Genomic DNA, 26,378 nt, shown 5'->3' on the forward strand with positions numbered 1-26,378 from the left:
GAATAATCGCGTTGAGTTCGTTTAATTGTTGAAGTCATTACACTCTCCAAAATGAGTTTGAAAAGTGTCAACGCTATTTAGGACTGGTCAAAGTGAGCAAAAAAAGGAGCGAAATTTTTCGCTCCTTTTTTATATATAAAACGCATCTTTTAAAAAAATAATATATTTTAATACGTTAGCTTCATCTGCGCTTTTTCTAATGCAGTCAATTTAAAAAATACCGACTTAATCAGCTAAATACCTCTTAATAAGTAGTTCACACATGTGAAACAAAACCTTATTACCATTATTTAATTGCTTTAAAGCCCACCATCTGCGGACAATAAAAATAAAAAGCCCCCAACTCATCGAGAAGGGGGCTCGTTTTGCGCTAACAAAACTTCAAATCAAATCAGTATTATTTCAGAGTAAGCGGTGAACGATTACAGCTCACGAGCTGTATAAAGTTCAACAAAAACAAGCTTATAGCTGTTAACCAGACGTTCGAATAAATTTGTCATATCGTTTTCTCCACACCAAAGTTATACCTATGTGCGCGGAGTTTGGCTTGTCTGGGGCGCTTCACCAGTCACATCAAACCGTCTCCTTAACACAGGAGATATATTAACCAGTATGAATTAGCTTATCAAACGAGAAAAAGTATATTTAAAAATTAGAAAAACTAATCAAATTTTGTTGTTATTTATGGGGTGTTGCTTTTCATTTTTAATTTAAATATTGATTTTAAAGGTTTTTATTTATTATTCTTTATGTAAAAATATAATGTTTCATTAGTGTTAATGTTGCTTTTTGTTTGTTTTTATTTGTTTTTGGCGGTTAGGATGTGATTTTTTGTTTAAATTGCCAAAAGAGTGGTTTTTAATTTAATTTTGAGTGCTCTCTACCTCATATTTTTGACACTGTCAACGGTGGGTGAAAGTGAAGTGTGTGCCCCGTAGCAAAACCCATCTAAACCCCTGAGTTTGATTGATTTGAATCAAAGGCGGGTGGTATAAAATACTCACAAATGAAAGCGATTAAATATCTTAACTATATGATATTTATATCGATGGGATCATTTGTAGGATTGGGTGGTGAGGTGGAAGTCTCAAAGCCGAGCGATAGTGTGACAGGTGTCTCAGTATGCGAGGAAAAAGGGGATTTTTAGGCCTTGCTGCTTCGATGTAATGAAAAAGATGAAATTTAACGGTTTATACTGGCTTCAGTTATAAACACAAAATGAAAACTCACTATCCTACAAAGGCACTTGCTATGAATGGCTCATGTTGTCGTAGCAATTGGACGCACCACGTAAGGAGTCACCGATGATTGTTGAAGAGGTTGTTGAGCTATCGCGGCTGCAGTTTGCGCTGACGGCCATGTATCACTTCCTGTTTGTTCCCTTAACCTTGGGGTTGGCATTTTTGCTGGCTATCATGGAATCACTCTATGTGATGACTGATAAACAAATTTATAAAGATATGACTAAGTTCTGGGGTAAGTTGTTTGGTATCAACTTTGCTTTGGGTGTTTCAACGGGTTTAGCGATGGAATTCCAGTTTGGTACTAACTGGTCTTATTATTCGCATTATGTTGGTGACATTTTTGGTGCACCACTGGCCATTGAAGGTTTGATGGCGTTCTTCTTAGAATCGACCTTCGTAGGTATGTTCTTCTTCGGTTGGGATCGTTTCAGCAAGCGTCAACATTTAGCGGTAACTTGGCTTGTGGCTTTCGGTACTAACTTCTCCGCACTGTGGATTCTGGTGGCAAACGGTTGGATGCAAAACCCTGTGGGCAGCGTATTCAATTACGAAACCATGCGTATGGAAATGACCAGTTTTGCAGATGTCATCTTTAACCCTGTTGCACAGGTTAAATTTGTTCACACTGTCGCCTCTGGTTATGTGACTGGCGCAATGTTTATCTTAGCGATCAGCTCTTACTACATTCTTAAGAAACGTGACTTACCTTTTGCGCGTCGTTCATTTGCGATTGCAGCAAGTTTTGGTATGGCGTCTATCCTGTCTGTTATCGTATTGGGTGACGAATCAGGCTATAAAGTGGGTGAGGCACAACGCGTTAAGTTAGCGGCAATTGAAGCTGAGTGGCACACAGAGCCAGCTCCTGCAGCCTTTACTGCTGTAGGTTTCCCAAATCAAGAAACCATGCACACCGATTTCGCGGTGAAGATCCCTTACGCTATGGGTATCGTGGCAACACGTTCTTTAGATGAGGAAGTCACAGGTATTCGCGACTTAATTACCGAACACGAAGTGCGTATTCGTAATGGTATGAAAGCCTATGAAATGCTGGTGAAACTGCGTGCTGGTGATACTTCTCCAGAATTACGTGCAGCATTTGAAGCGGCTAAAGTTGACTTAGGTTATGGCTTACTCCTGAAGCGTTACACTGACAATGTAGTGGATGCGACTGAAGAGCAAATTAAAGCAGCAGCGAAAGACTCTATTCCAAGTGTTGCCCCAATTTTCTGGAGCTTCCGTATTATGGTTGGTTTAGGTTTCTTCATGTTGTTTGTGTTTGCAGCTGCGTTTTGGCAAAGCACTCGTCATCAGATCGAAGAGAAGAAATGGGTACTTAAAGCTGCGCTTTATAGCTTGCCATTACCTTGGATTGCGATTGAGTGTGGTTGGTTTGTGGCTGAATACGGCCGTCAACCTTGGACCATCTCTGAGGTGTTGCCGACCTTTATGTCTGCATCGAGTTTAACGACTGGTGATCTGTGGTTCAGTATTGTCTCAATTACCCTGTTCTATTCAGTGCTGTTGATTATTGAGATGTTCCTGATGTTTAAGTTTGCACGTCTTGGACCAAGCAGCTTAAAAACAGGTCGTTACCACTTCGAGAAACTAGAAGCCTAAGCAGAGGATTTCATTATGTTTGATTATGAAATATTGAGAATGATCTGGTGGGCTCTGATCGGCGTACTGTTCATCGGATTTGCGGTTACTGATGGTTTTGACATGGGGGTAGGTGCATTGCTGCCTATTCTCGGTAAAGACGATACTGAACGCCGTATTATGGTTAACTCTGTAGCCCCCCATTGGGACGGTAACCAAGTGTGGTTAATTACCGCAGGCGGTGCCTTATTTGCTGCTTGGCCTATGGTTTATGCAGTGTCTTTCTCTGGCTTCTATGTGGCCATGATGATAGTGCTGTTTGCCTTGTACATGCGTCCAGTGGGTTTTGATTACCGTTCTAAAATCGAGAATCCAAAATGGCGTAAGTCCTGGGATTGGGCATTGTTCGTCGGTGGTTTTGTTCCGCCACTGATTATCGGTGTCGCCTTTGGTAACTTGCTGCAAGGTGTGCCATTCAATTTTGATGAATTCTTGCGTGCTACCTATCATGGCGGTTTATTTGGTCTGTTGAACCCATTCGGTTTACTCGCAGGCTTAGTCAGCGCTGCTATGTTTATGATGCAAGGTGCAGCATGGCTACAAATGAAAACCGAAGGTGAATTGCGTGTTCGTGCTGCGAATGCAACTCAACTATTAGCCTTGTTAGTGGCGGTATTATTTGCTGCTGCAGGTGTATGGCTAGCTAACGGTATTGATGGTTATGTAGTGACTTCAACACTGGATCACCATGCATTGTCAAACCCAACCCTGAAAACGGTCGCGGTTGAATCAGGTGCTTGGTTAGCTAACTATGATAAGTATCCTATTACTATGCTGTTCCCAGTATTAGGTGTGGCATTACCACTGCTGGTAATCGTGGTGAGCCGCTTAAATCGTTCAGGATTTGCGTTCCTATTTAGCTCGCTGACACTGGCGATGGTGATTTTAACTTGTGGTGCAGCTATGTTCCCATTCGTCATGCCATCATCATTAGATCCTAATGTGAGCTTAACTATGTGGGATGCGACTGCGAGTGAAATGACATTAACTGTGATGACATGGGCGGCGATTATCTTCGTTCCAATCGTGTTAAGTTACACTGTATGGACTTACTTCAAGATGTTTGGTCGCTTAACCCGCAAACATATTGAAGATAACAAAGCCTCACTCTATTAGAATTAAGGAGCATCTACTATGTGGTATTTCACGTGGATATTAGGGGTTTTGTTAGCCTGTTCTTTCGGTGTTATCAATGCGCTTTGGCTTGAAAACACGGAGAACATGGACCGCTCAAGCGATGACGCTGAGTAACAGTTAACCTCCTATAGCATGAACCCTTTAAAACCCCGCAATCGCGGGGTTTTTTATTACCTGATTACTCAGTTCAAAGGATTCGCTTAGATGGTTTGATTTGCTGATATATCGAATGTAACAAGCAACAAACAACAAGTTAGCGGCGGCTTTCCATAAGAGAAACGGCTCAATATGATTTAGCCGAACAGTATTGATTAGCACAAAGCTTTAGTTCAAGCCTATTTAAAAGCTTATGCTTAATTGCCAAAGCCAAAGCCAAAGCCAAAGCCAAAGCCAAAGCCAAAGCCAAAGCCAAACAGGTCTCAAGGTGGAAGATTCACTTAGCAGGGGTTAGAGGATTTGTCTGTGATGGCTATTAGCGGTGTTCATCATTTTTTGACTTCGTTAATCAAGCAAAAAAATACCGCCCAAGAAGCGGGCGGTATCGTGACAAAGCAATGGTTTGACCTAGGCTTTAAATTGACTAATTTGCTGCTTAAGAGCGAAGGCTAGGGAGGATAACTCATTCGCTGAGTTCACCGTTTCAGTAGCTCTGTGCTCGCCCTCATTAGCCAGTTCGCTTATCTGGTGCAGATTATGGGTGATCTCTTGGGCAACACTGCTTTGCTGCTCGGTTGCAGAGGCAATATTGCGAGAGCTAATGGCAAGCTCGGCAATTCGACGGTTAATTTCTTCGAGTTGTTTGCCGGTTTCTTCCCCTTGATTTGCCGATGCGATACCGAGTTGGTGACTCTGTGCCATTTGACTGGTGGTCGTTTTTACTTGGGTTTGCAGTTTTTCAATGGTTTGCCCAATCTCTAAAATGGATGACTGAGTGCGTTGTGCTAAGGTTCTTACTTCATCGGCAACTACGGCAAATCCACGTCCTTGTTCACCCGCTCGGGCAGCTTCAATCGCCGCATTTAGCGCAAGTAGATTAGTTTGTTCAGCGATGCTGTTAATCACTTCAGTAACTTTACTAATCGCCTCACTTTCTTGACTGACTTTTTCCACGGCTTGATGACTACTGCTGAGTTGTTGGCTTAATTTCAACAAATCTTGTACTAACCGAGTTTGTTGCAGCTGGCCTTCTTTGGCAGCCATATCCACTTGTTGAGTTTGATTGGCCCCATCTTGAGCGTGATTTGCTACATCACGGATTGAAGTGGACATTTCCTCAATCGCCGTCGCAATTTGATCCGTTTGTTGCATCAGTGCTTGGGCTTCTTCACCATTTTGTTTGGCAATATCTTGGGCTTTAGATGCTTGCTGCTCAATACTTTGTACTGAAGTTTGTAAAGCGACAATCAAGTGCCTCAGCTCTGAAGACATAGAGGCTACGCTGTTGGTAATCCTATCAACCTCATTATGGCTTTCTGGCGCACAGGGCGGTATGTGATAGCTGAAATCACCTTTCCCTAAGACTTCCATATGTCGTTGAAGGGCGTGCAAAGGTTTTAACGCGCGAAGTAATACTAAAGACAGCAAAGCAGTTATTAACAAAATGCCGGTAATGGCGACGATGACGTTGATTGTTAAAAGATACAGACTCTCTTCATTTAATTCGTTCGCGTTAACTTGGCCGATTAATAACCAATTCCAGCCTGGGACGGCCAAAACGTGAGAAAACATTTGTTGATTCTGGCTATTGGTGTAGTACCAATCAGAGTCGTGTTGAACCGCTTGGCTGAGTGTTAATCCATCTAACATCGCTTCGGTTACCGTTTCTCCTGCCTTAAATTTAGGTGTTGCGACCAGAACATTATCTGCTTTACGCATTAGTAGAAAATGACCTGTTTCCTCTAAGGTCAGTTTATTCATTGCCTCTTTTAATTGTTCAAGTGTTTGGGTGATCTCGAAGCCAATATATAAGATCCCAATGACTTTACCTTCAATGTTTTTAATGGGTCGGTAGACAGTCATATAGTCTTTGCCAAAAAGTTTGGCATATCCTTCGTAAATATCTCCCTTCATTAACGTGGAATAACCTGGATGAGTTTTACCCAAGAAAGTCCCTAATGCTCTGGTACCGTCAGCTTTTTTAAGAGAGGTGGCAATACGTACAAAGTCATCTCCATCGCGGGCAAATACGGTAGCAGTACCACCAGTGAGGTTGGCGAAACGGTCGACTTTACTCTTAGAAGAATTAAGCTGCTCTTTCTCGTGAAATAATGCTGGAGTGTTCACGCCGAGCACATTGATGGTGTTATCCGACAGACTAAATTGTCCTGGGTACATTTCTTTAAAGACATCAGCATTACGTCTTGCCAGTTGAAGTAAGCTGCTATATTGCAGTTCAAGCATGTTTGATACTGCAAGCATTTCGGCTTTCATAGCACTAATGCCTTTTTCTTCTAGTACATTTGAAGCAGATTTGTAGGAAAGGGTACTCAGTATGCAGAAAATGATCAGGGTGAGGATAAAAGCAAGGGCGCCGATCTGTTTTGCAATAGGCCAATTTTTATAGTTCATTGTGCGATCCTATAGGTAAAGGTTAACGCTAATGTAACCTATGTTTTATGCCATGGTCTTGATATGGGTCTAAGATTTTCTATTATTTATAGATAGTTCGCCGACAGATTGCCAGCGTTAATACGATAACAGAGGTGAACTTTAATCAATAAGAATTAAGTTTTTAAATCGTAAGATTGAGTAATATTGCTGTGGATAAAAGGAAGTGTTTCGCAGCATTTTTGCGAGTAAGCCGATAGAAAATAACAAGGAGTAAGCTATGCTTGGCGAAAATCATGCGTTGATTTATGAGTTTCCAGATTTTATTGACCATATCCAACATCTAAAAAAACATAATACACATTTTGCAGCGATGGCTGAGCGATACCACGAGTTAGACCATAAAATCCGCGCCCTTGAATTAACCAAAGTGCCCACCGATGATGAGCACTTTGTGGCGTTAAAATTAGAACGACTTCATCTTAAAGATAAGTTATATCAATACCTTGTTCATGATGCGATTTGAGTCGATAACGCCTGTGTCGAGGCTATACGGCGTGTTTTCATCAGCAATAAATACATGGTTGGCACCCAAACGAGCGACAGCAACGTTGTGAGTAAAGTCCCACCGGCAATGGCGATGGCAAAGGGGGGCCAGAAGCCACCGCCCGCAATAATAAGCGGTATAAAGCCGCCGACCGTGGTGATTGTGGTTGAGCTGATATGACGGCCGCAGCTGCTGACCGTAGTAATTATCACCTCTTTATCACCCGCACGTGCATTTTCGGTATCCTCCAACTCAGCCAAGATCACAATCGCCGCGTTGATCGCAAGCCCCATTAGGCCGAGTAGGGCGATGATGACCGGAAAGCCAAAGGGATAACCAAACACATACACCGCAAGCAACCCAAGTCCCGCCGACTGTAATGCGCTCAGTAAAATAATTGCAGTGAGCCTAAAGGAGTTAAAAGACAAAACTACGGTGGCCAGCAACAAGGTGACGACAAGCATCAGATTGGATAATAGATTACCGACTGCCTCATTACGTTTTGCGCTTTCGCCACCAATTTCAATTCGATAACCCGTAGGCAGCGGAATAGCAGCGACTTTATCTTTTACATCATTTAATACTTGAGCGGGCAAGACGCCGCTGACGATATAGGCTTCGATCGTATTGACGCGTTGGCCATTTCGCCGCGGGATCGCCCCGCGACTGACTTGCACCTCATTGTGGGACAGCGCTGATAAGGGCACGGCTGTGCCAGAGGGGGTCACTAGCTGAATTTCAGAGAGGCGGCTAGCCTGCTCACGACTGGTGTCACCCAAACGCACACGGATCGGCAGCGATTCGGTCTGTTCGAGCACACTGCCACCGATAACACCCGTCGTGGCCATTTGCACTTGTCTGGCGATATCCGTCAAGGTTAAGCCACTGATCAAACTCGCATCTTCATTCACCTGCAACCACACTTTAGGTGCGCCAGCGCTCAACGTTGCGCGGGTATGCAGCACATCGGGCGTAGCGGCTAAGATATTGCGCACTTCATCGCCGAGTGAGCGTAACGTCTCAAGGTTAGGGCCAAATATCATTAACTCGACCGGCGCATTAAAGGGCGGGCCTTGCTCAAGTTTACGCACTAACACCTGCGCCTCGGGGAAGGCCTTATCTAAGGTTTGCTGTAACTCAGGGATAAGGGCGTTGGCGCGCTTAAAGTCACTGGCTTTCACCATGGCCTGAGCATAGTTGGTGGCTCCCTGTTGGCGCTGAGTTAGGTTGTAATAAAACGAAGGGGTATTGCCACCCACAACCCAATCGACTTGGGTGATGCCCTCGATTTGATGCAACTGCTTATCCATCAACTGCACTTGGTTTAAGGTGTTTTCGAGGCTGACATGGGGCGCGAGATACAGCTCAATTTGGAACATATCCCGATCCGACGGCGGGAAAAACTGCTCAGTCATTTTGCCCGAAGCATAAAAGCCTAGCAGGGGAATTATCCCGATAAGCGTTGCGCTTAGCAGTGGGCGATTTAGCGCAAACCTGAGGCTCGCCTGAAAGTAACCACTCACTAAAGGAACATTGATGCCATGCTGATACCAGACAGGATGTTTACCTTCAAGGCTAAAGCGTCCCGCAAGACCGGCGATCAAAGTATGGGAAATCACATAGGAACCCATTAGGGCAAACATCACTGACATGGCGATGCCGCCGACAAATTCTCCTGCGGCGCCCGGCATCAGCACGATAGGTGCGAAGGCTAAAATGGTGGTGATGGTTGATCCTGCCAAGGGTAGCCAGAGGTGATGTAAGGTCTCAGTTACCGCGCTTAAGCGACTCGTCCCCTGTTGGCGGCGCTGGGCGATGGCATCGACGATCACAATGGCATTGTCCACCATGATCCCAAGGGCGACGACTAGACCTGTGACCGACATTTGATGAATGGGTAAGCCGATGTATTTCATACAGGCCAAGGTGAAGAGGGCGGTCAGGGGGAGCGACAGGGCAACGATAATCGCGTTTCTTAAGCCTAAGGTCAGCAGTAAGACTGCCAGAATAATCACAAATCCTTGTAATAGGTTGATAATTAATCCGCCGAGGCGTTCGCTGGTATAGCTGTTTTGCTCAAACAGCCATTGGACTTTGATATTGGCCGGCAACTCTTGATTGAATTCATCGACTAGCTGTTTGACTTGCCCTTGCCAGGTATCGACGCGGGTATTGTTAAGCATGCGTGCAGCGACAAACACGCCCTGCTCGCCATCGACAAGGGCGATGCTGTCAGCGGGGGTTTTAGGTTGGCGACTGATGTGGGCGATATCCCCTAAACGAATAATTTGTCCCTGTGCATCCACCTTGAGTGGCACCTGGCGAATACGGCTTTGGGAATCGAGCTCACCCGAGACTTCGACGAGGGCGCGAAAGTGATTGTTATTGATCTCGCCCGCGGCAATTTTACTGTCGGCGCTGCTTAAGATTTTTGCTATGGTTCCCGGCGTTAATTGCAACTGGCTCATCTTATAACCATCGAGCTGAACCAGGATTTCCTCCTCGGGTGCGCCGTAGAGTTTAACGAAGTCGGTGCCAGATAAGAGTCTAAGCCTGCTCTGTAATTCCTTGGCGTAGCGGTTGAGCATATCTACCCGCGGTTGACTGCTATCGTTCCACACTAGACTTAAAATGGCGGTGTAGGCGTAGCCGACTTGATCGTCTAAGGTCGGTGTTTGTATACCATCGGGGAGGGCGTTTCTGGCATCGGCTAATAGATCCCGCGCTCTGGACCAGACGGGATCTGTGTCAGTGACGGTATCTTTAAGCTCTAACTGGATCACCGAAATACCGGGTCTTGAGGTGGATTGAATAAGCTTAATTTCCTCAAGGCGACGTAATTGATTTTCTAAAACTTCGGTGACAAGCGCCTCGACCCGCTCGGCAGAAGCGCCGGGATAAGGGGTAATGACAGACGCAAATCGGTTGGTGATATGTGGATCTTCGGTGCGCGGCAAACTGGACATAGCGCCAAATCCCGCGACCAGCAGTAGGGCGATCACTAGGCTGACTAAGCGACCATTTTCGACGAAGGCTTTAATCATGATTACCTCGTCGACGCGATGGAAGAAACGGCTTGGCCCACCACTAACTTATGTAAGCCTTGAGTCACATACTGTTCGTCGGCCTTAATCGCGCCTTGGATGTAGGCCATATCTTGAGTGGTGTAGAGGATATCGACATCACGACGCTCTATCTGAGTTGAAGTGCTATCGGTTGTTGAATGTGAAGATGGCGTGGTTACATAGATATTCCAGCGACCACGGATCCCATCGATAAGTGCCGATATTGGCACCCAATAGCCTGCTTGCTCAACGGTTTGTTGTTGATGCAAATAGGCGATTTCACCGTTGATCACATTGGCATGCGCAGGCAGGCTGATCCGCAGCTGCAGAGTGCGACTAATGGGGTTAACCTCGGCACTGATCCCGGCAATCTTGGCGGTAAATTGCTGATTATGCACGCTCACTGTCACATTCTGCCCATTGACGAATTGTTGTGCTACCGCCACAGGGACACCAATATAGGCCTCGGTATTAACGCTGCCGACTAAGGTAAACACTGGGCTGCCGGCGGCGACCACTTCCCCTAGATTGTGCTGCCGCTGGCTGATAATGCCGTCGAAGGGCGCGAGCAGCTGTGATTTATCGCGTTTTAGCTGGTTTGCTTGTAGTGAGGCCAATAGCCTTTGCTTAGCGGCTTCGAGGCTTGCCAGTTGTGTGCGGTTCTCATCGAGTAACTGCTCTGAGACATAACCCGATTTTTTAAGTTCGAGATTACGTTTAAGGGTGCTGGTAGCCAGGTCAACATCGGCTTGAGTTTGCGCAAGGCTGGCTTGGATCTCCTGATGCTCGGCATCGAGCAAGCGGGTATCGAGTTTGGCCAATACTTGCCCTTGTGTCACCTTAGCGCCGCTATCGACGCTTAACTCACTGAGCTTACCCGATAATTCGAAGCCGACGCCCGTGGTATTGCCCGCGCGGATCGTGCCAGTGAATACTTGCTCACTCTGATAGCTAGCCGACAAGCGCAGCGGCGCAGTCGTCACGGTTTGTAATTGCGCCGTGTTGGCATGCTCTGTCACTTCCTTCTGACAGGCCGTTAAGGCGGTGACGGCAATCACGCAAACGTAAAATGCACGCCAAGAACGTCGGGCAGCTCGATCCATTTGAATCCTTCCGTTGTAAACTCAAGGTTAAGTTTATGTAACTAGACTTGCTAGTCTAGTTGTGCAGAACTGGACTGTCTAGTCTATTTTATGCTTAACTAATACGAATTAATTATGTTGCTACCTTGAGTGAAGATATGACTCTGTCCTCCGATATCCCGATGAGCCGCAGTGAACAAAAGAAACAGCAAGTGCTGGTGGCGGCCATTGATTTGTTTTGTCGCCAGGGGTTTCCCCATACCAGCATGGATGAAGTGGCGAAACAGGCGGGCGTGTCCAAACAAACTGTGTATTCCCACTACGGCAGTAAAGATGATTTATTTGTGGCGGCGATTGAATCCAAGTGCGTTGGCCACAACTTAAATGCCGACTTACTCAGCGACCCTAGTCAACCCGAAGCGACCCTCACTGAATTTGCGCTGCAATTTGGTGAGATGATTGTTAGCCCTGAGGCGATTACCGTATTTAAAGCCTGCGTGGCGCAATCGGAGAGCCACCCTGAAGTGTCGCGATTGTTTTTTGAGGCGGGGCCACAGTATATGCTTGCGATGCTGACAAAGTATTTAGTGTCGGTTGAAGCGCTTGGACGATATAGATTTCCACAGCCGCATCATTGTGCGGTACGTTTGTGCTTGATGCTGTTCGGTGAATTGAAACTCAGGTTAGAGTTGGGGCTTGAAACCGAGAGTTTATTGGGAGAACGTGAGCAGTATATTCGGGGTTGTGCCGAGATGTTCTTAAAAGCCTACCGAGTGTAACAACATTAAGCGGTTGGTATCAGTTTGTATCTTCTTCGAAAAGAGTTTACTTTTGTTTGAAATCGAGCGTATTATCCGCAACAAATGACTTAACAGTAACGCAAGGAGCAGGCGTGACTAAATCACTTGATTCTCGAGTCAGCATAAAGCCCAGCCTAATGTATATAGGATTGGGATTAACGCCTTTTTTAAGTTATGCCGTGTCCGCGGCTGAGGCGCGTCAACCAGCGCAATATAAACCATTTAAGCTGAGCGTATCGCAGATTAGTACCCAGAGTGCATCGGTTGCCAATGGCGATACAGAGTTGCAGCGGGACAGCTTATTACTCAACGCCAGCGTCAATATTCCCCTAGATAAACAGTGGTCTATTGGAATGCGTGTCGGTTACGATAGGCTTGATTACGATTGGCGCAATATCCGTTTAACGGGGGCGAATAACGCCGCTGGCCTGTTTAGTGATGCGGGTGAAACCTGGGAAAATATCGACCGTTATCGCGCGGGCCTATCCCTTAGCTATCGGATGGATAAGCATTGGTCCTTTATGTTGTCGCCACAACTTCAATATGCCTATGCCGATACCGCATCGGCGAGCCATGCGCAGAGTTATGGTGTGGTTGCGTCGGCCATGTATGCCTTCGAGTCGGGCAATATGCTCGGTTTTGGCGTTGCGTATTTAAACGATATTGATGAAGTACGCACTATGCCTTATCTGGCGGTGAGTTGGCAGATTAATGATCGTTGGCGGTTAGCGAACCCATCCCAAGCGGGATTTAGTGGCCCTGCGGGTTTGGAGCTGAGTTATCAAGTGAGCCCAGCATGGAATGTCGGCTTTGGTAATTCACGTCGCACCGAGCGATTTTTAGTCGCCGATAAGGATACCGTGGTGGAGACAAACGAGTGGGTGAGTTATCTGCGTGCTGGTTGGCAAGCTACGCCGGCCATTGCGCTGAATCTTTACGCGGGTTACTACTTTAACGGTGAATTAGAAGTGACCGATGAGGCTGCGCTTGATCTCGATAACCAAGGCGCTGTGGCCTTGGATCTCGAGTTGCGATTTTAATTACTGGCCCAGCATAGCCTCTTTGAGGCTCTTCTGGGCAGGTTTTTCTCCTAGCCAAATTTTGAGTAAGGCCTGGCGGAACATTTCCCCTTCAATCGTGGCTTGTTCTTGGCCATTTTTATAGGCGGTAACGCCACGGCTTTTATCAGCGACCAAGGTGAATTGGTCGCCTTCTTTGATTTCATCCTTAAATAGCGCCATAAAGGCGTCAATTTGTGGCTGAATATCGGTCGTATTATCGGCGGTTGCATGCTCAAAACCTTCGGTTATCGCATCACGCATTTTCTCGGACGTAATCATTCCAGACGTAATATTCAGGCGAATCGCCGCAACCGGGGCATTGATCACCTCGGTCATGGTTTTGCTCGGGGTGGGGACATACAGGCTTCCCACATACAAATCCATAAAGAATTTGCTGCGAACACCAACGCCATTCAATTGCAGCGATTGAGCGTCGAGCGTGATGCTGTCGGCGACTTGGACACCAGAGACTTCTTTTGCTTGGGTGAATAGTGGAAAAAGCAAAGCGGTAGTGAGCGTTAAGGTTGAGAGTAACTTCATCATACACCTCATATTTTTTAGTTATGGCCGTTGAGCGTATCAATCATTCGGACTACTCAAACGGGAATTTATCTGTAGATTGCGAAGCGATACTAATCGAAACCAAAGACGAGCGATAGCCTGATCTGTGCCAAGCTATCGCCAAAGAGGTAAATCAAGTTGGACAGCTTTCTTTTGATGAACACCCTAAGAAAGCAAAAAGTCGGAATGATTGGTTCGACCCATTCGACTTATTGGCAGGCGGGATTAGCTACGAACGCCTAATTTATATTGGCCGTTTTGCTCAAACATCACCGCTTGTTTCTGCTTAGGGGATATGAGGATTGGGCCATCATCAAAAAATAGAAAGCATTTCCAATTGCGGGCGAAGACATCCCAACGGGTTTCAATCACTTGGTATTTTTCGTAGCAAAAATAGACCTGAGTATCATCTGGCCACTGGATAAACTCGGCCAACATCTCGGGTAGACTGTTATCTTCACTGTCCCACGCACTCTGCCAATGATCCGTTTTGACCCATGCGTTGGTTTTAGCGGCCCAATCCCCTTTAGTAAATTGCTCAGCACGGCTACTTTTATTGCTAATCCACTGATTCCAAACCAGCATGGCGCTTTTGTCCGTCAGCGGCAGAATGCCAGTCTTGTCCTCATCGCTCACAGGCAAGTCTTTGTGGTTAAAAATCCACTTACGGCGATAGGTATCTAAAGGTATATAGGTATGAGCCAAGCAATATCTCCTAGTAAATGGCAAGATTGAAACGGGCTCATTATAAGATGCTAAGCATGAATAACAAAATCGCCGAGTGGAGTTATTATCACTCGGCAACTGGCTTATTGTGCTTCAGTCATGATTCGGTTTAGCTCTGCCACATAATGCAGCGCTACCTGATTGTCAGGATCCGCATTTAAGGCATGTGAAAACGCAGTATGTGCACCCTCAGCTTGATTGAGTTCAACCATAAATAAACCAAGCTTTATCCAAGTCTGAGTCTCTGAAGGATATTTTTCTAAGTAGTCTAAATAGACGTTGACTGACTCTTGGATTTTTCCGCGTAGTTTAAGGATATGCGCATACTGCGGCATGTACTCATCACTGTGGGTCAAAATTTTGACAAGGGTTGACTCGGCCAGCTCAAGTTTGCTCAATTTTAGCGCAAGTAAAATAATGTGTTTTAACTCCATCTCCGTATAGAGTTCTTCGGGTAATGCGAGCAACGCATCCAGCGCTTGTTGAGGCTGTTGCTCAAGGCTGAGTTGAAAGGATAATGCAAGATGATATAGTCGCTTAGCTTCAGGATCCTTTTCTATTAGTGGAGCAAGATTATGCACAAGTAATGCTAAGCCCTGATGACTTTGAGATTTATTTAACCGTAAAATTTTTGTGTAGACATGCTCCATAGCAGATCCAGTATGGAGAGTATCAACATAGGCTTGCCTAACTTGAGTTAAGCTAAGCTGGTATAGATTATTTAGTTCCGTCCAAAGTAATTGTTCATCTGCTGAGAATGAATAGGCAGGGTGCATCTTTTTCCATATAAAGCACCTTCCTGGTTGATTATCTCTTTTCCATTGCTCTGCTAATGTATTAAATGGAGTAGTTCCCAGCTCGTTTATTCTATCTTGCAGTTTGTTACAAGCACTTTCTACTAGTTTAAAAACTTGATCACAGCTTGATGAAAATGCCTCATAATACCTTTCCGTCATTTGGTTTATTTGCTGTTGTGTCCAGCTTTCTACTTCTCTAGTTGTTAAAAATTTAGAGAACTCAAAGTAACCATAAAACTTGATTAATTGAGATAGTTTTTTATATTTTTTGTTTATTTTAAACTCGATTTTATCTACTTTATCAAGAGTGTTGGATGTTTTTTTTGCGTCTAAGTTAAGTTTCGATGTTAGTTTTTTTGCATCAGTGATTAAGTGTTGCAACTTGAGAAGTTCATTTTTTATATTTTTACATTCAGAATAAACTTCATTAAGATCATTTTCTTTTGTTGTGAACAGGCGACTATCGGATAGTAGTTTGCTTTTTACTAATGGATGAAGTGTTATTTTTTCCGTAGATTGATGAGTAATTCCTTCAATACATGCAGCATGTGATGACAAATTGATCAAATCAACATAAGGGTGTGTTTTAGCTTCATTTTCAAGTGATTCCATTGCTTGTTTAAGTTGAATTAAGGTCTCTGCTTGATAACCTGCATAAGTATTTACCCATAATGTATCGTGCCCTAAACTCGGCCCTAAACTTGCTTCTACAGTACCTCTTGCGTGGCTATATCCAGACTTGGAGTAACAAAAATCCACACCACTTAACAAGACCTGCCTGAACCCCATCTCTATAGCTAAACGAATAGCACTATTGGTGACTGTTGGTCCCACAGTCGGTATGTTGTCGAAGTCATTCTCATTATTCCATGGAAAGCGTTGCCCCATATATAGGCATTTTCCTTGCCATTGAGATAATATTTTGGGATTGACGTGATATGAATGTACAAGTAGGGTTTCATCGCTTAACTCAAACATACCTCTACTCACATCAAAGCTAACATCTTGAGGATCTACACAGACAACAATATCAATATTGATACCAAACTTTGCCAGCTTTCCTGCAATCCGCGATACAGCAATTACATATAAATTATCTTGATTTTCCTTTATCCAATGTATAGTGTCATCAAGTGATGGACCACCTGCGATAACAATACAAACCATTTCTTTATACTTATTTCTAAGCTCTTTTGCTTGGGTGTGATTGTCGGCAATATTCTCTAGCTGAGTTCTAACAAATATTTTTTGTGTAAAGTTAATGCTGTTGTCAAAATATTCATTCTGCAATCTAGATTCAACAGTATTTAGTAATGTGTTGTAATCATCAAGATGGCGAGAGGATACAGAAGATGAAGCGATTAACCTGTATTCACCTTTTGCTATAAAAAGTTTGATATCATCTTGTTTAAATAGTTCATCTAAACCAGATTCATCTATGATAACGAGTTTGCTTCGTAGCTCACTAGGTATATCTATAAGTAATAAAGGTAAAATAGTAGATAATTCAATAATTACAAATTTACTGCCATCAGGAATACCTTCAGTTAGCTCAAGTATATAGTTAGCCAACAGACCTGAATCCATACCAATGATTATGTTCAACTTATCTTGTTGGCTGAACAGTGTTTTAAATTTCCTATTATAGAAGGTTTTTGAATCGATTACCTCGAATGTATTGCGATTGATACTGGGTAAGTAGTACTCATTAAAGCGACTAATAGCAAAATTTTTAAGAATGTTAGATTGTAATTGCATGAAATTCTTACCCTGATAGCAATTGAAGGTATTGGTTATAGCTATATAAGACTATGTCATTACGATTCTTGCAAGCAACTCCTATACCAACGGTTAATTGACACTGTATACGTAACGCGAGGAGGGTATGAAAAGCGAACAAATGTTATCTTAATCCCAATAGAACTATGAAAAACTACATATATTATATATAGTTGCCTAAGATATGTTTGTAGGTCGCACCATGAACGTCAACATTTGAGCATGCACAGAGTTGGCAAGAATCTTGTATCGTTACTGTATTGAAGTATTTAATCATAAGTGTCGCAAGTAGTTAATTGAAGCTAACAATCTTGAGTGGGGAACTCTATGTTTGATAATAAAACAATTTTGATTACGGGTGGCACGGGGTCATTTGGACAAAAATACACCAAAACCATTCTCGAACGGTATAAACCGAAGCGATTGATCATTTTTTCTCGAGATGAATTAAAGCAGTATGAGATGCAGCAAGTGTTTAATGCGCCATGTATGCGTTATTTTATCGGTGATGTGCGCGATAGTGATCGCCTAAAGCAAGCTTTTAAAGATGTGGATTTTGTGATCCATGCCGCCGCACTTAAACAGGTTCCTGCTGCCGAATACAACCCTATGGAATGTATAAAAACTAATATCCATGGTGCTGAAAATGTGATCCGGGCCGCCATCAGTAATAATGTGAAGAAGGTCATCGCCCTCTCTACAGACAAAGCTGCGAGTCCTATTAACCTATATGGTGCGACTAAGTTAGCCTCCGATAAGCTGTTTGTCGCTGCTAATAACGTGGTAGGAGATGGCAAAACGCGATTTGCCGCAGTTCGCTATGGTAATGTTGTGGGGTCACGTGGTTCAGTCGTGCCATTTTTTAAACAACTGATTGCCAATGGCGCGACTTCGCTGCCCATTACGCATCCCAACATGACACGTTTTTGGATTACTCTTCAGGATGGTGTTGATTTTGTTTTAAAAAACTTCTCCCGTATGCAAGGAGGAGAGATCTTCGTACCTAAAATTCCTTCCATACGCATCACAGATCTTGCCGCAGCCTATGGGCCAAGTCTAGAGCAGCGGATTGTAGGTATTCGTCCCGGGGAAAAAATGCATGAGGTCATGTGTCCAGGGGATGATTCCCATCACACTATTGAATTTGATGATCATTTTGTGATTACTCCAAGTATTAAGTTTTTTGGTCGTGAGAATGACTATTCGAAAAATTTCTTAGGTGAGATAGGAAAATCTGTTCAGCAGGGCTTTGAATATCATTCGGGAAATAATCCACATTTCTTGAGCATTAGTGAAATACTGAATTTGGATTCTCAAGCATGATCCCATATGGTAAACAAGATATAAATCAGTCAGATATCGATGCTGTTGTTGATGTTCTATTGTCCGATTATTTAACTCAAGGGCCTAAGGTTCCTGCATTTGAGTCAGCTGTTGCTTCCTATTGTTCAGCTCGCTATGGCGTAGCGGTAAATAGTGCTACTTCAGCTTTACATATTGCATGCCTCGCTCTTGGGGTTGGGCCAAATGATTTGGTATGGACTTCTCCAATTTCCTTTGTCGCCTCGGCAAACTGTGCACTTTACTGTGGCGCTGAGATTGATTTTGTCGATGTGGATCCTCTAACGGGTAATCTCTGTCCAAATGCATTGGCAATTAAATTAGAACAAGCTGCTCGGATAGGAAAACTCCCAAAGGTTGTTATCCCTGTACATTTATGTGGTCATAGTTGCGATATGGCAGCGATCGCTGCACTTGCTGAAACATATTGTTTTAAAGTTATTGAAGATGCTTCGCATGGGATTGGTGGTAGCTATCGCGGATACCCTTTGGGTAGCTGCCTATACTCAGATATTACCGTTTTTAGCTTTCACCCTGTTAAAATTATCACCAGCGCCGAAGGCGGTATGGCCTTGACAAACAGCCCAGAATTAGCAGAAAAAATGGCCCTTTACCGTAGCCACGGTATTACGAAAGCTCCAGATAAAATGCTGAGACCTCACGAAGGGGACTGGTATTACGAACAGCACAGTCTAGGGTTCAACTATAGAATGACAGAATTGCAAGCTTCATTGGGTTTGAGTCAAATATCCCGCATTGATGAGTTTGTTCAGACAAGAAATAGCCTAGCATCTAACTATATGAGCCTTTTGGATGACTTAAGCATTAAATTTGTAGCTCCCTCTAATGTTACATATAGTGCGTATCACTTGTTCATTATCATACTAAATGATACTGAGAAACGTAGGATGATTTTTGATGAAATGCGTCAGGCAGGAATCACCGTACACGTTCATTATTATCCAATTCACTTACAACCATTTTATCTTAAAAAAGGATTTAAAGAAGGAGATTATCCAAATGCAGAGTTATACTATAAATCATGTTTAACGCTCCCGCTTTATCCTAAGCTTAAAAATGATGAACTAGAATATATTGTTAAAAAATTATCTTCTCTAATTAAAATGTAATTTTTATTATTCGTAAGGGTCTATTATTATTGATGACCAATTACGAGAGATTTTTTTCATTCTTTCTCTTGTTGGATCATAGATAGGAGTTAAAATCACCTCAAGCTCGCTATCTTTTAAAACAGTACTCGATAATATTTTTTGTCCTAAAAACCGATGATTGGCAAGGCTATAATCATAAAGCAATATTTTTTTTGATTCTATATATTGAATTAAATCACTATAGCTTGTTATAAGGTTGTAAAAGTCTCCTCCTACACCCCAGAGATTAACAACTTTGTTATCTTTTAAGCTACTAATAATTAAGTTATATAAATTTTTTTGATGTTCAGTATACTGTGTGAATCTATCGATAACCAAAATATCAGCACAAGGATTAATTTTTCTTATGATATCATGTCTTGTAGTATATTTTTTGAGAAGCACTTGTAATCTTGGAATATTTCCACTAACTAATTGATTCGACTTTATTATCTTTAATCCTGCAAGATGAGCTATAACATCTAAAGAATCTAACGTATAGTAGTGAATGTGTTGGCCGTGAACGATATTCGTGGAGGCGATATTTTGTACACTAAGTTTTGGCTTGCAATCCGGAACCTCAATGAAAATTAAACCTCCGACATCCAAGTATTTAGTAATGTTGTTTAAATATTCAATAGGATTAACAATGTGTTCTAATACATGAGTACTTATCGCTATCTGTATTGGATTATTTTTAAAATAAGAAGATATATCACTTAGATTGTTTAGATCAGCTTTAATATGATTAATTGAATCCGATTGAGTATAATCATGAAAGTCGATGCTAGTCAGAGTTGAATTATTAACTCTCTCATTAATCAGTTTCAGAGTTACTCCCGAGCCAGCTCCGAAATCAGCAATATGCAATCCATCCCGCACATACTCATTTATAAATTCATACATCTGCGCATATGGAGAGTTTTCTAAAGAAGATTCACACCACATGTCAGGTTCTGCATTATTTGAAAAGTATAATATTTTGAAAGTATCTATCGTATAGGGAGTGATAATTTGGACGTGATTACAATTTCTACAATTTCCTATATGAAAATTAATATTAATACGACTAATATCAATACTATTAGTATCCCAAATGCCAGATTTTAGTGTAGCTAAAATGTTCCAATCACATTTCTGGCAAATGGCACAGTTAACCACTTCATTAGATTGCAGCATTAATCATTCCTTGATAAAAATGTATCTTTAACGTTATTTAATTTAGAACTCACTTCTCTCATTTTTAATCTTGTCTCTGCGAGTAGTGGACACATGTAAACCGAATATGGAAATTTTTCTATCTCAGAACTACATTGTATGATATTGTTTTTATAAAAATATTCTTTCAGATTGTAGTCAAATAACACGAGCTTCTTCTGTGAGATGAGAATATCTAACTCTGGATTCTCATTCAATAAGGCGCAAAAATCTGCACCTATACCCCATAATCCACATTTTCCTTCCTCTTGTACTGATTTAATTAAGCATTCTGCTAGATTTAAACGCAAGCTTTTACACTTAGATTGATATTTAACTATTACACTTGAGGGATCTGGACTATTTTTTGGAAGAAGTAGTTCGTCAGAGCTTGAATCATTTCTCTTTAATAAAACTTGCAATCTAGGGATATAACCAGTACTGAACTGTTGATATTTAATTAATTTCAAACCAGAAGTCTTGGCCGCCAAGGCCAATGAATCTAAAGTAAAGTAATGAATGTGCTGAAGATTGACTAAGTTACTCATTCCTATTGAAGTGTCAGGATGTTCTAATGAGAAATCAGGGACCTCAACAAACAATGTTCCTTCTTTTTTAAGTCTCTTTCCTATTTCTGTTAGAAATGAAATAGGGTCTAAGACATGTTCTAGAATATGAGATGCCACTGCAAAATCAATACCATCTGTCCAATATGAATTATTAAGATTAGTTAATTTATTTAAATTGAATGAAATGTATTCGAACGATTCATTATCACATCGATTATTAAAGTCGATACCAATTAAAGTGCTAGTAGGGTATATTTCTCTTGCTACTTTTAACAACTTTCCGTCTCCGCAGCCAAAGTCTACGATGACATTAGGTAAGATAAGTGGGGAAGAAAAATTAAGCATGTCCATATAGGGAACATTCGATATTACATGTTCCTCATCCCACATGACTGCTTCTTGCGCGGAATGAAAATAAAGTTGGTCAAACAGAGATTGAGTATATTCAATGCTAACTTGAACATGTCCACAATCATTACATCTTGATAGAGGATATTTGTTAGATTGGCGCTCTAAACTGTGAGAAACTTGATGCCAGAGACCAAAAGTAATTTCAGAAAAATCAGTCCATTCTGATTTTCCACATAGTTGACACTTGATTCTATACATGTTGGTATCCTAATTTGTAATTCCGCCATCAATAGTAATAGTCTGGCCAGTAATAAAGGATGCACCATCGGATAGTAAGAAGCCGACTAGAGGTGTTATGTCATCCACATGACCAAGTCTGTGCATTGGTGTCCGACGAATAATTTGCTCGCGTTTTTTGTCACTTAGAGTAGATGACATTTCGGTATCTAAATATCCAGGGGCAATAGAATTAACAGTTATATTTCGTCGTCCATTTTCTCTAGCCAGTGCTCTTGTTAAACCATCTAATCCTGCTTTTGATGCAGAGTATGCGGCTAGACCGGTATAACCACGGCTTCCAATAATGGAACTAATGTTTATAATTCTTCCTGCACTATTTTGACTTAAAAATATACGTAGGGCCTCGCGAGCTAAATAAATAGCACCATGTAAATTTATTTGTAATAAAGAATCAGTCTCTATATTAGGAAATGTAGCTAAAATCCCTTCCTTTGCGATACCTGCATTATTAATAACCCCCCAAAGTTTGGCTTCATTAGCCCAGGTACATGCTTTTCTAACAAATTCAGCAGTTTGTTCTGCGTTACCTATTTCGACTTGAAACCATTGAAAAGTTGAATATTGGGAAAGTAATTCATCAATTGCGGAGTTTCTTTCTCGGCTACAAGTTGAAACTGTATAGTTTTCGGAAAGAAGGTACTTAACAATCGCTAGTCCAAGTCCTTTACTTCCGCCTGTCACAATAACATGCTTCATTATACTTTCCTTAATTTCTTTCCTGCTTCAGTCAAAGATATATTTGTTACGAAGGTTACAATGCGAGGCTTTGCTGCATTGTCTAAATTATTATTTAGAGTGGCTAATGCTGCTCTCGCTTTGGATTCATCGTGTGTGGCAATTTCGGCACAAACAATCGCATTTGTGATAGGGTTGCTCTTGGCATAGACTCTTGCGTCGATGACTTCATCTAATGAAAGGATTTTTTGTTCAATATCTTCTAGATTAACTTTAACACCGCCGATATTGACAATGTTGTCTTCTCTGCCAATAAAATATACACGATTGCCAATTATTTTTACTGTATCGCCTGTTTTAATTGTGATATCTTTTTTATGTAGAACTAATGACTCATCAAAAGTTAATTCCCATCCATTTAAATGTGAGTTTCTCCACTCTAATGGAAATCCTGCAATTCCATCTTTTACTGTGAAAACTACACCGGCTTCAGTTGTTGCATAGATGTGTCTTAATTTAGCATCTGGGAATGTACTTTTTAGGGCATCTAGAATTGCTTGAGTCGCAATTTCACCACCTAAAGTGATGGTTTTAAGTGGTGGAAGTTGTTTCGTCCATGACAGCAAAAAACTTCGTATTAATGATGGAGTTGCGCTGATAGCGTCAATATTATATTGGCATGCAAGTTGAGCTTTTTTAGTCACGTTTGCATCTACATCAACGACAAGCACATTATTTGAAATAACAGCTTGTAATATAACCTGTAGACCAGCAAAGCTCATTGGGTGATAGCACAAAAGCCACCTAAAATTATTTATTGATTGGTTAGTTCTTGGTAATAGATCACTCAATAGATGGAATATTAGCTTTGGTGTACCTGTTGTACCTGAAGTAAATAATCCGACAGAAAATTTTTTTGGGATATTATGGAAGTTAATCTGTTGATTAGTTCTGTTAAAAATTACTGGTATATCAAGATGCTGTCCAACATAAAGGGCGTGAAGCATTTTTGATACGAGTTTTTCATTATCGGAGGAACAATTAACTACTATAGAGGTTAAATCTTTATTATATGGTAACTCAACAATCTTATCTAAAGTATAGGTAACATTGTTTTCAATTAGATTGAATTTACCATTTTTTTCAAACATTAAGAATTCGCCTCTGTGTAAAGATTAATCAGTTCATCAACAGTATGGAAGGTTTTAAAACCGTCTCTAAATGGATCTAAACCAGTTGAAATTTCTAATGAAACTATCAAAGTTGCTAGATCTAATGAATCCATAGGTAAGTCATTTAAAAACTCGCTATTGAGGGTTATTGTTGGGCAGTCAACACCCTTTTCCGTGATAATTTTACGAGTCTTTTCTATTATTAAATTCTTTAGGTTTTTCATGCAGAGTTCCAGTCATTAAATGATTTTGATATTTTATCTAATGTGAAATGTTGTTTTTGATTAATCCAATCTTCTCTAAGTTGTTCGAAAATGTAAACGTCTAAAAACTGGCCATTTTTAAAAATATGCTGCTTTAGTTGGCCTACAAGTCTAGTTTTATGCAACTTTTGCAACTTGACCACTTTGTCATTAGCATCTAAAACATGGTTGACAATCTTGTTAAAATTTAACTGGTGAAAAACATAATTACAAATATAAGTATGCATTGTCACACCATATTTTAGTCTCGCATGCCGTTCATAGATATACGAACCTGTACTACAACGTCGATGGAAATAATCAATGTCACTGAAGCATAAAAAACCTATTGATGAACCGTCATCTTGAATCATGTAACCTCGGTAGTCTTTGCGATCTTTTAAAGACCTTATCCAAGTTCGTTGTTTCTCGATCGATGGTTCGACTAGATCTGTGAACATATGCTTTGTTATCTCTGGCGTTGTACGCCATTTCAATAATAATTCAGCATCTGTTTCATCTATACGCTTAAAGTTTAGTGCCATGCTTTACTTCTTAGTTTGCAAGATAACCACCCTCTACCGGCAATGTTATCGCATTAATCCATTTTGCCGCATCACTTATCAGAAAGGCGACAGCATTAGCTACGTCTTCTGGTTGTCCAATACCCATCGGATGTTGGTCTAACATATGTTGGAATTGAGATTCAGTCATATTCTCTTTAGTTCGCTGTGCCATTTCAGTGGCTATTAATGCAGGAGCAACACAGTTAACTCTAATATTATCTCTAAGTAATTCCATTGCTAATCCACGCGTAAGTGACATTAAACCCGCTTTACTCGCTCCGTAGATTGTATTACCAGTCTGGCCAATAAGGCCTGCTATAGATGATACAAACACGATAGAACCCTGTTTGCTTCTATCACGCTTCGTGCGAAATCCTTTGGCAATAGCCATAGCACTGGCAAGATTTACGTGCATAGTTTGGTCAAAAAATGCTTGGTCGAATAGGCGTATCGGTTTTGTTTCTTGAATTCCTGCGCAGTGCACAAAACTATCAAAATAACCTTCGGTCTTAGTTAAAGATTTAAACCAGTCATATAGCTCGTCGGTTTTTGCCATATCAAACACTGCAATTGAATGGCCTTCGCCTGACATTAACGCTAGGGTTTGATTAAGTTGCTCAACTTGGCGTCCATTGAGAACAACTCGAGCGCCAAGTTGGGATAGTAATATAGCACAGGCACGACCAATTCCTTTGGATGCTCCTGTGACTAAAATACGTTTCCCACTTAAATCCATGGGATTGTTTAACGTCATGGCTATAAACCTTAAACAGATAGATGCTCTTGTACTAGTGCAACAAGATCATCTACAGTCTTGATTTGTTCCAATTTGTCACCTTGAATGACAATGTCAAAATGTTCATCTGCCATAGCGATAATGCTTAAAAATGCTAATGAATCCCATTGTTCTATATCCAGTAATACTTCATTTCCTTTAAGTGTATTGGTGTCTAGTTCTAAAATTTCTTCAAGTTGATTTAAAAATTCTTGCTTGTTCATAGTATTTACCTTCTTTTGCTTTATTGTATAGGAGAATATTTTTCTATCGGCCTAAAACCAAAACTTTTGAGTTTAATGGACTGTTTTTTGTATTACACCAGAGTTAAGCAAGGCTATTTCTGGGTGCGAGGCTAATAAATTACAGATCTTTTCAGGGCTCGAATGCAACCAGTCTTTACCTAACTTATTGATTAATTGATTTATTAGCTCTAAATCATCTGCTTCGTCTACACAGAGACGGTATTGGCTCCATTTTACGTTACCTGACTCAATCGGTACGATCATCATGTTGGGTTGACTGTATAGGTATAGCGTTACATGTTCTCGCTCTGCTGGTTTAGTTGCAAAGTTATAAGCCTTAGTAAGATTCTCCATACTGAAGACTTCAACGTCAAAGCCACGAGGGAAGTAATCTAAGCTAACATGTGTGTATTGATTGCTAGCGCCTTTCATATGCATCAACACTGTTTCGTCGATTAGTTGTCCCGAAACAAGTGGGCAGTCAGCTGTTAATCTAATAATAATATCTTCAGGTTGAGCATTTAACTGAAGCGCTGCCAGATAAAATCGCGAAAGCACATCGTCTTCGTTTCCACAAAAGAAAAGATGATTATTCTCTATACAAAAATCTACAATAGGGTGATCACGTTCACTATCCGTTGTGGCAATTATATGATGATCAATGAGTGTAGATTCATGCACTCGTGAAACATGATATTCGAGCATTGGTTTACCATTGATCATCGCTAACACTTTGCCAGGTAATCGACTAGAACCCATTCTTGCTTGGCTTATACATATCACTTTTGGCAT

23 protein-coding genes are annotated in these 26,378 nt (G+C 41.6%); 8 read left to right on the forward strand and 15 right to left on the reverse strand.

Going from position 1 to position 26,378, the window contains the following annotated elements:
* Positions 1-1,304 precede the first annotated feature (1,304 nt).
* Genes SHD_RS10420 through cydX form a run of 3 tightly spaced genes read left to right on the forward strand, consistent with a single transcriptional unit; the run spans position 1,305 to position 4,151 of the window.
* The gene (locus SHD_RS10420; RefSeq protein WP_023267073.1) at positions 1,305-2,861 is read left to right on the forward strand and encodes a cytochrome ubiquinol oxidase subunit I; all 1,557 of its coding nucleotides are present in this window, start codon (positions 1,305-1,307) and stop codon (positions 2,859-2,861) included.
* Positions 2,862-2,876: 15 nt separating this feature from the next.
* Positions 2,877-4,016 carry a cytochrome d ubiquinol oxidase subunit II gene (gene cydB, locus SHD_RS10425; RefSeq protein WP_023267074.1) on the forward strand — a complete coding sequence of 380 codons (1,140 nt, stop codon included), beginning with the start codon at positions 2,877-2,879 and terminating at the stop codon, positions 4,014-4,016.
* Between the two features lie 18 nt (positions 4,017-4,034).
* Positions 4,035-4,151: a cytochrome bd-I oxidase subunit CydX gene (gene cydX / locus SHD_RS10430; protein WP_011622029.1), complete on the forward strand. Its 117-nt coding sequence runs from the start codon at positions 4,035-4,037 to the stop codon at positions 4,149-4,151.
* 450 nt (positions 4,152-4,601) lie between these two features.
* Here the strand turns inward: cydX and SHD_RS10435 are convergent, their stop codons facing one another.
* On the reverse strand, positions 4,602-6,605 hold the full coding sequence (locus SHD_RS10435; RefSeq protein WP_023267075.1) for a methyl-accepting chemotaxis protein: 2,004 nt from the start codon (positions 6,603-6,605) through the stop codon (positions 4,602-4,604).
* Positions 6,606-6,864: 259 nt separating this feature from the next.
* Here SHD_RS10435 and SHD_RS10440 point away from each other — a divergent pair, with 259 nt between their 5' ends.
* Positions 6,865-7,110, forward strand: a complete 246-nt coding sequence (locus SHD_RS10440; protein ID WP_023267076.1) for a YdcH family protein — start codon at positions 6,865-6,867, stop codon at positions 7,108-7,110.
* Here SHD_RS10440 and SHD_RS10445 read toward each other — a convergent pair.
* Positions 7,095-10,175 (reverse strand): efflux RND transporter permease subunit, encoded by a 3,081-nt coding sequence (locus tag SHD_RS10445; protein WP_023267077.1) that lies wholly within the window; start codon positions 10,173-10,175, stop codon positions 7,095-7,097. The two genes, SHD_RS10440 and SHD_RS10445, sit on opposite strands and share 16 nt — an antisense overlap.
* Before the next feature lie 2 nt (positions 10,176-10,177).
* Positions 10,178-11,299, reverse strand: a complete 1,122-nt coding sequence (locus SHD_RS10450) for an efflux RND transporter periplasmic adaptor subunit (RefSeq protein WP_023267078.1) — start codon at positions 11,297-11,299, stop codon at positions 10,178-10,180.
* Positions 11,300-11,436: 137 nt separating this feature from the next.
* Between SHD_RS10450 and SHD_RS10455 the strand changes: the two genes are divergently transcribed.
* Together SHD_RS10455 and SHD_RS10460 are read left to right on the forward strand one after the other, a co-directional pair.
* Entirely contained in the window at positions 11,437-12,057 is a 621-nt protein-coding gene (locus SHD_RS10455; RefSeq protein ID WP_023267079.1) for a TetR/AcrR family transcriptional regulator, read from the forward strand.
* Positions 12,058-12,215: 158 nt separating this feature from the next.
* Complete coding sequence (locus tag SHD_RS10460; RefSeq protein ID WP_023267080.1) at positions 12,216-13,118, forward strand: DUF6268 family outer membrane beta-barrel protein; 903 nt, start codon at positions 12,216-12,218, stop codon at positions 13,116-13,118.
* On the opposite strand, the gene SHD_RS10465 is transcribed toward SHD_RS10460, so the two are convergent.
* From SHD_RS10465 to SHD_RS10475, 3 genes are all read right to left on the reverse strand, one after another.
* Positions 13,119-13,679 (reverse strand): chalcone isomerase family protein, encoded by a 561-nt coding sequence (locus SHD_RS10465; RefSeq protein ID WP_039978124.1) that lies wholly within the window; start codon positions 13,677-13,679, stop codon positions 13,119-13,121. It lies immediately after the preceding gene.
* 246 nt (positions 13,680-13,925) lie between these two features.
* Positions 13,926-14,405 carry a DUF2947 domain-containing protein gene (locus SHD_RS10470; protein WP_023267082.1) on the reverse strand — a complete coding sequence of 160 codons (480 nt, stop codon included), beginning with the start codon at positions 14,403-14,405 and terminating at the stop codon, positions 13,926-13,928.
* Positions 14,406-14,509: 104 nt separating this feature from the next.
* Positions 14,510-16,981 (reverse strand): 6-hydroxymethylpterin diphosphokinase MptE-like protein, encoded by a 2,472-nt coding sequence (locus tag SHD_RS10475; RefSeq protein ID WP_023267083.1) that lies wholly within the window; start codon positions 16,979-16,981, stop codon positions 14,510-14,512.
* A gap of 348 nt (positions 16,982-17,329) precedes the next feature.
* On the opposite strand from SHD_RS10475, the gene pseB reads away from it, so the two are divergent.
* Together pseB and pseC are read left to right on the forward strand one after the other, a co-directional pair.
* Positions 17,330-18,325 (forward strand): UDP-N-acetylglucosamine 4,6-dehydratase (inverting), encoded by a 996-nt coding sequence (gene pseB, locus SHD_RS10480; RefSeq protein WP_023267084.1) that lies wholly within the window; start codon positions 17,330-17,332, stop codon positions 18,323-18,325.
* The gene (gene pseC / locus SHD_RS10485; RefSeq protein WP_023267085.1) at positions 18,322-19,473 is read left to right on the forward strand and encodes a UDP-4-amino-4,6-dideoxy-N-acetyl-beta-L-altrosamine transaminase; all 1,152 of its coding nucleotides are present in this window, start codon (positions 18,322-18,324) and stop codon (positions 19,471-19,473) included. Before pseB ends, pseC begins: the two co-directional genes overlap by 4 nt.
* Positions 19,474-19,479: 6 nt before the next feature.
* Here the strand turns inward: pseC and SHD_RS10490 are convergent, their stop codons facing one another.
* From SHD_RS10490 to SHD_RS10530, 9 genes are all read right to left on the reverse strand, one after another.
* A complete protein-coding gene (locus SHD_RS10490) occupies positions 19,480-20,673 on the reverse strand; it encodes a class I SAM-dependent methyltransferase (protein ID WP_023267086.1) in 1,194 nt (397 codons plus the stop codon).
* Entirely contained in the window at positions 20,673-21,869 is a 1,197-nt protein-coding gene (locus tag SHD_RS10495) for a class I SAM-dependent methyltransferase (protein ID WP_023267087.1), read from the reverse strand. Before SHD_RS10495 ends, SHD_RS10490 begins: the two co-directional genes overlap by 1 nt.
* 9 nt (positions 21,870-21,878) lie before the next feature.
* Complete coding sequence (locus SHD_RS10500; protein WP_023267088.1) at positions 21,879-22,607, reverse strand: SDR family NAD(P)-dependent oxidoreductase; 729 nt, start codon at positions 22,605-22,607, stop codon at positions 21,879-21,881.
* Entirely contained in the window at positions 22,607-23,737 is a 1,131-nt protein-coding gene (locus SHD_RS10505) for an AMP-binding protein (RefSeq protein WP_023267089.1), read from the reverse strand. The genes SHD_RS10500 and SHD_RS10505 overlap by 1 nt, the downstream gene beginning before the upstream one ends.
* Positions 23,737-23,982 carry an acyl carrier protein gene (locus SHD_RS10510; protein WP_023267090.1) on the reverse strand — a complete coding sequence of 82 codons (246 nt, stop codon included), beginning with the start codon at positions 23,980-23,982 and terminating at the stop codon, positions 23,737-23,739. The genes SHD_RS10505 and SHD_RS10510 overlap by 1 nt, the downstream gene beginning before the upstream one ends.
* On the reverse strand, positions 23,979-24,545 hold the full coding sequence (pseH, locus tag SHD_RS10515) for a UDP-4-amino-4,6-dideoxy-N-acetyl-beta-L-altrosamine N-acetyltransferase (RefSeq protein WP_023267091.1): 567 nt from the start codon (positions 24,543-24,545) through the stop codon (positions 23,979-23,981). The genes SHD_RS10510 and pseH overlap by 4 nt, the downstream gene beginning before the upstream one ends.
* Before the next feature lie 10 nt (positions 24,546-24,555).
* Positions 24,556-25,320: an SDR family NAD(P)-dependent oxidoreductase gene (locus tag SHD_RS10520; RefSeq protein ID WP_039978126.1), complete on the reverse strand. Its 765-nt coding sequence runs from the start codon at positions 25,318-25,320 to the stop codon at positions 24,556-24,558.
* Between the two features lie 11 nt (positions 25,321-25,331).
* Entirely contained in the window at positions 25,332-25,565 is a 234-nt protein-coding gene (locus SHD_RS10525) for an acyl carrier protein (RefSeq protein ID WP_023267093.1), read from the reverse strand.
* A gap of 72 nt (positions 25,566-25,637) precedes the next feature.
* Positions 25,638-26,378, reverse strand: a complete 741-nt coding sequence (locus tag SHD_RS10530) for a cytidylyltransferase domain-containing protein (RefSeq protein ID WP_039978127.1) — start codon at positions 26,376-26,378, stop codon at positions 25,638-25,640.

It is taken from the genome of Shewanella decolorationis S12, assembly GCF_000485795.1.
Taxonomy (GTDB): Bacteria; Pseudomonadota; Gammaproteobacteria; order Enterobacterales; family Shewanellaceae; genus Shewanella; species Shewanella decolorationis.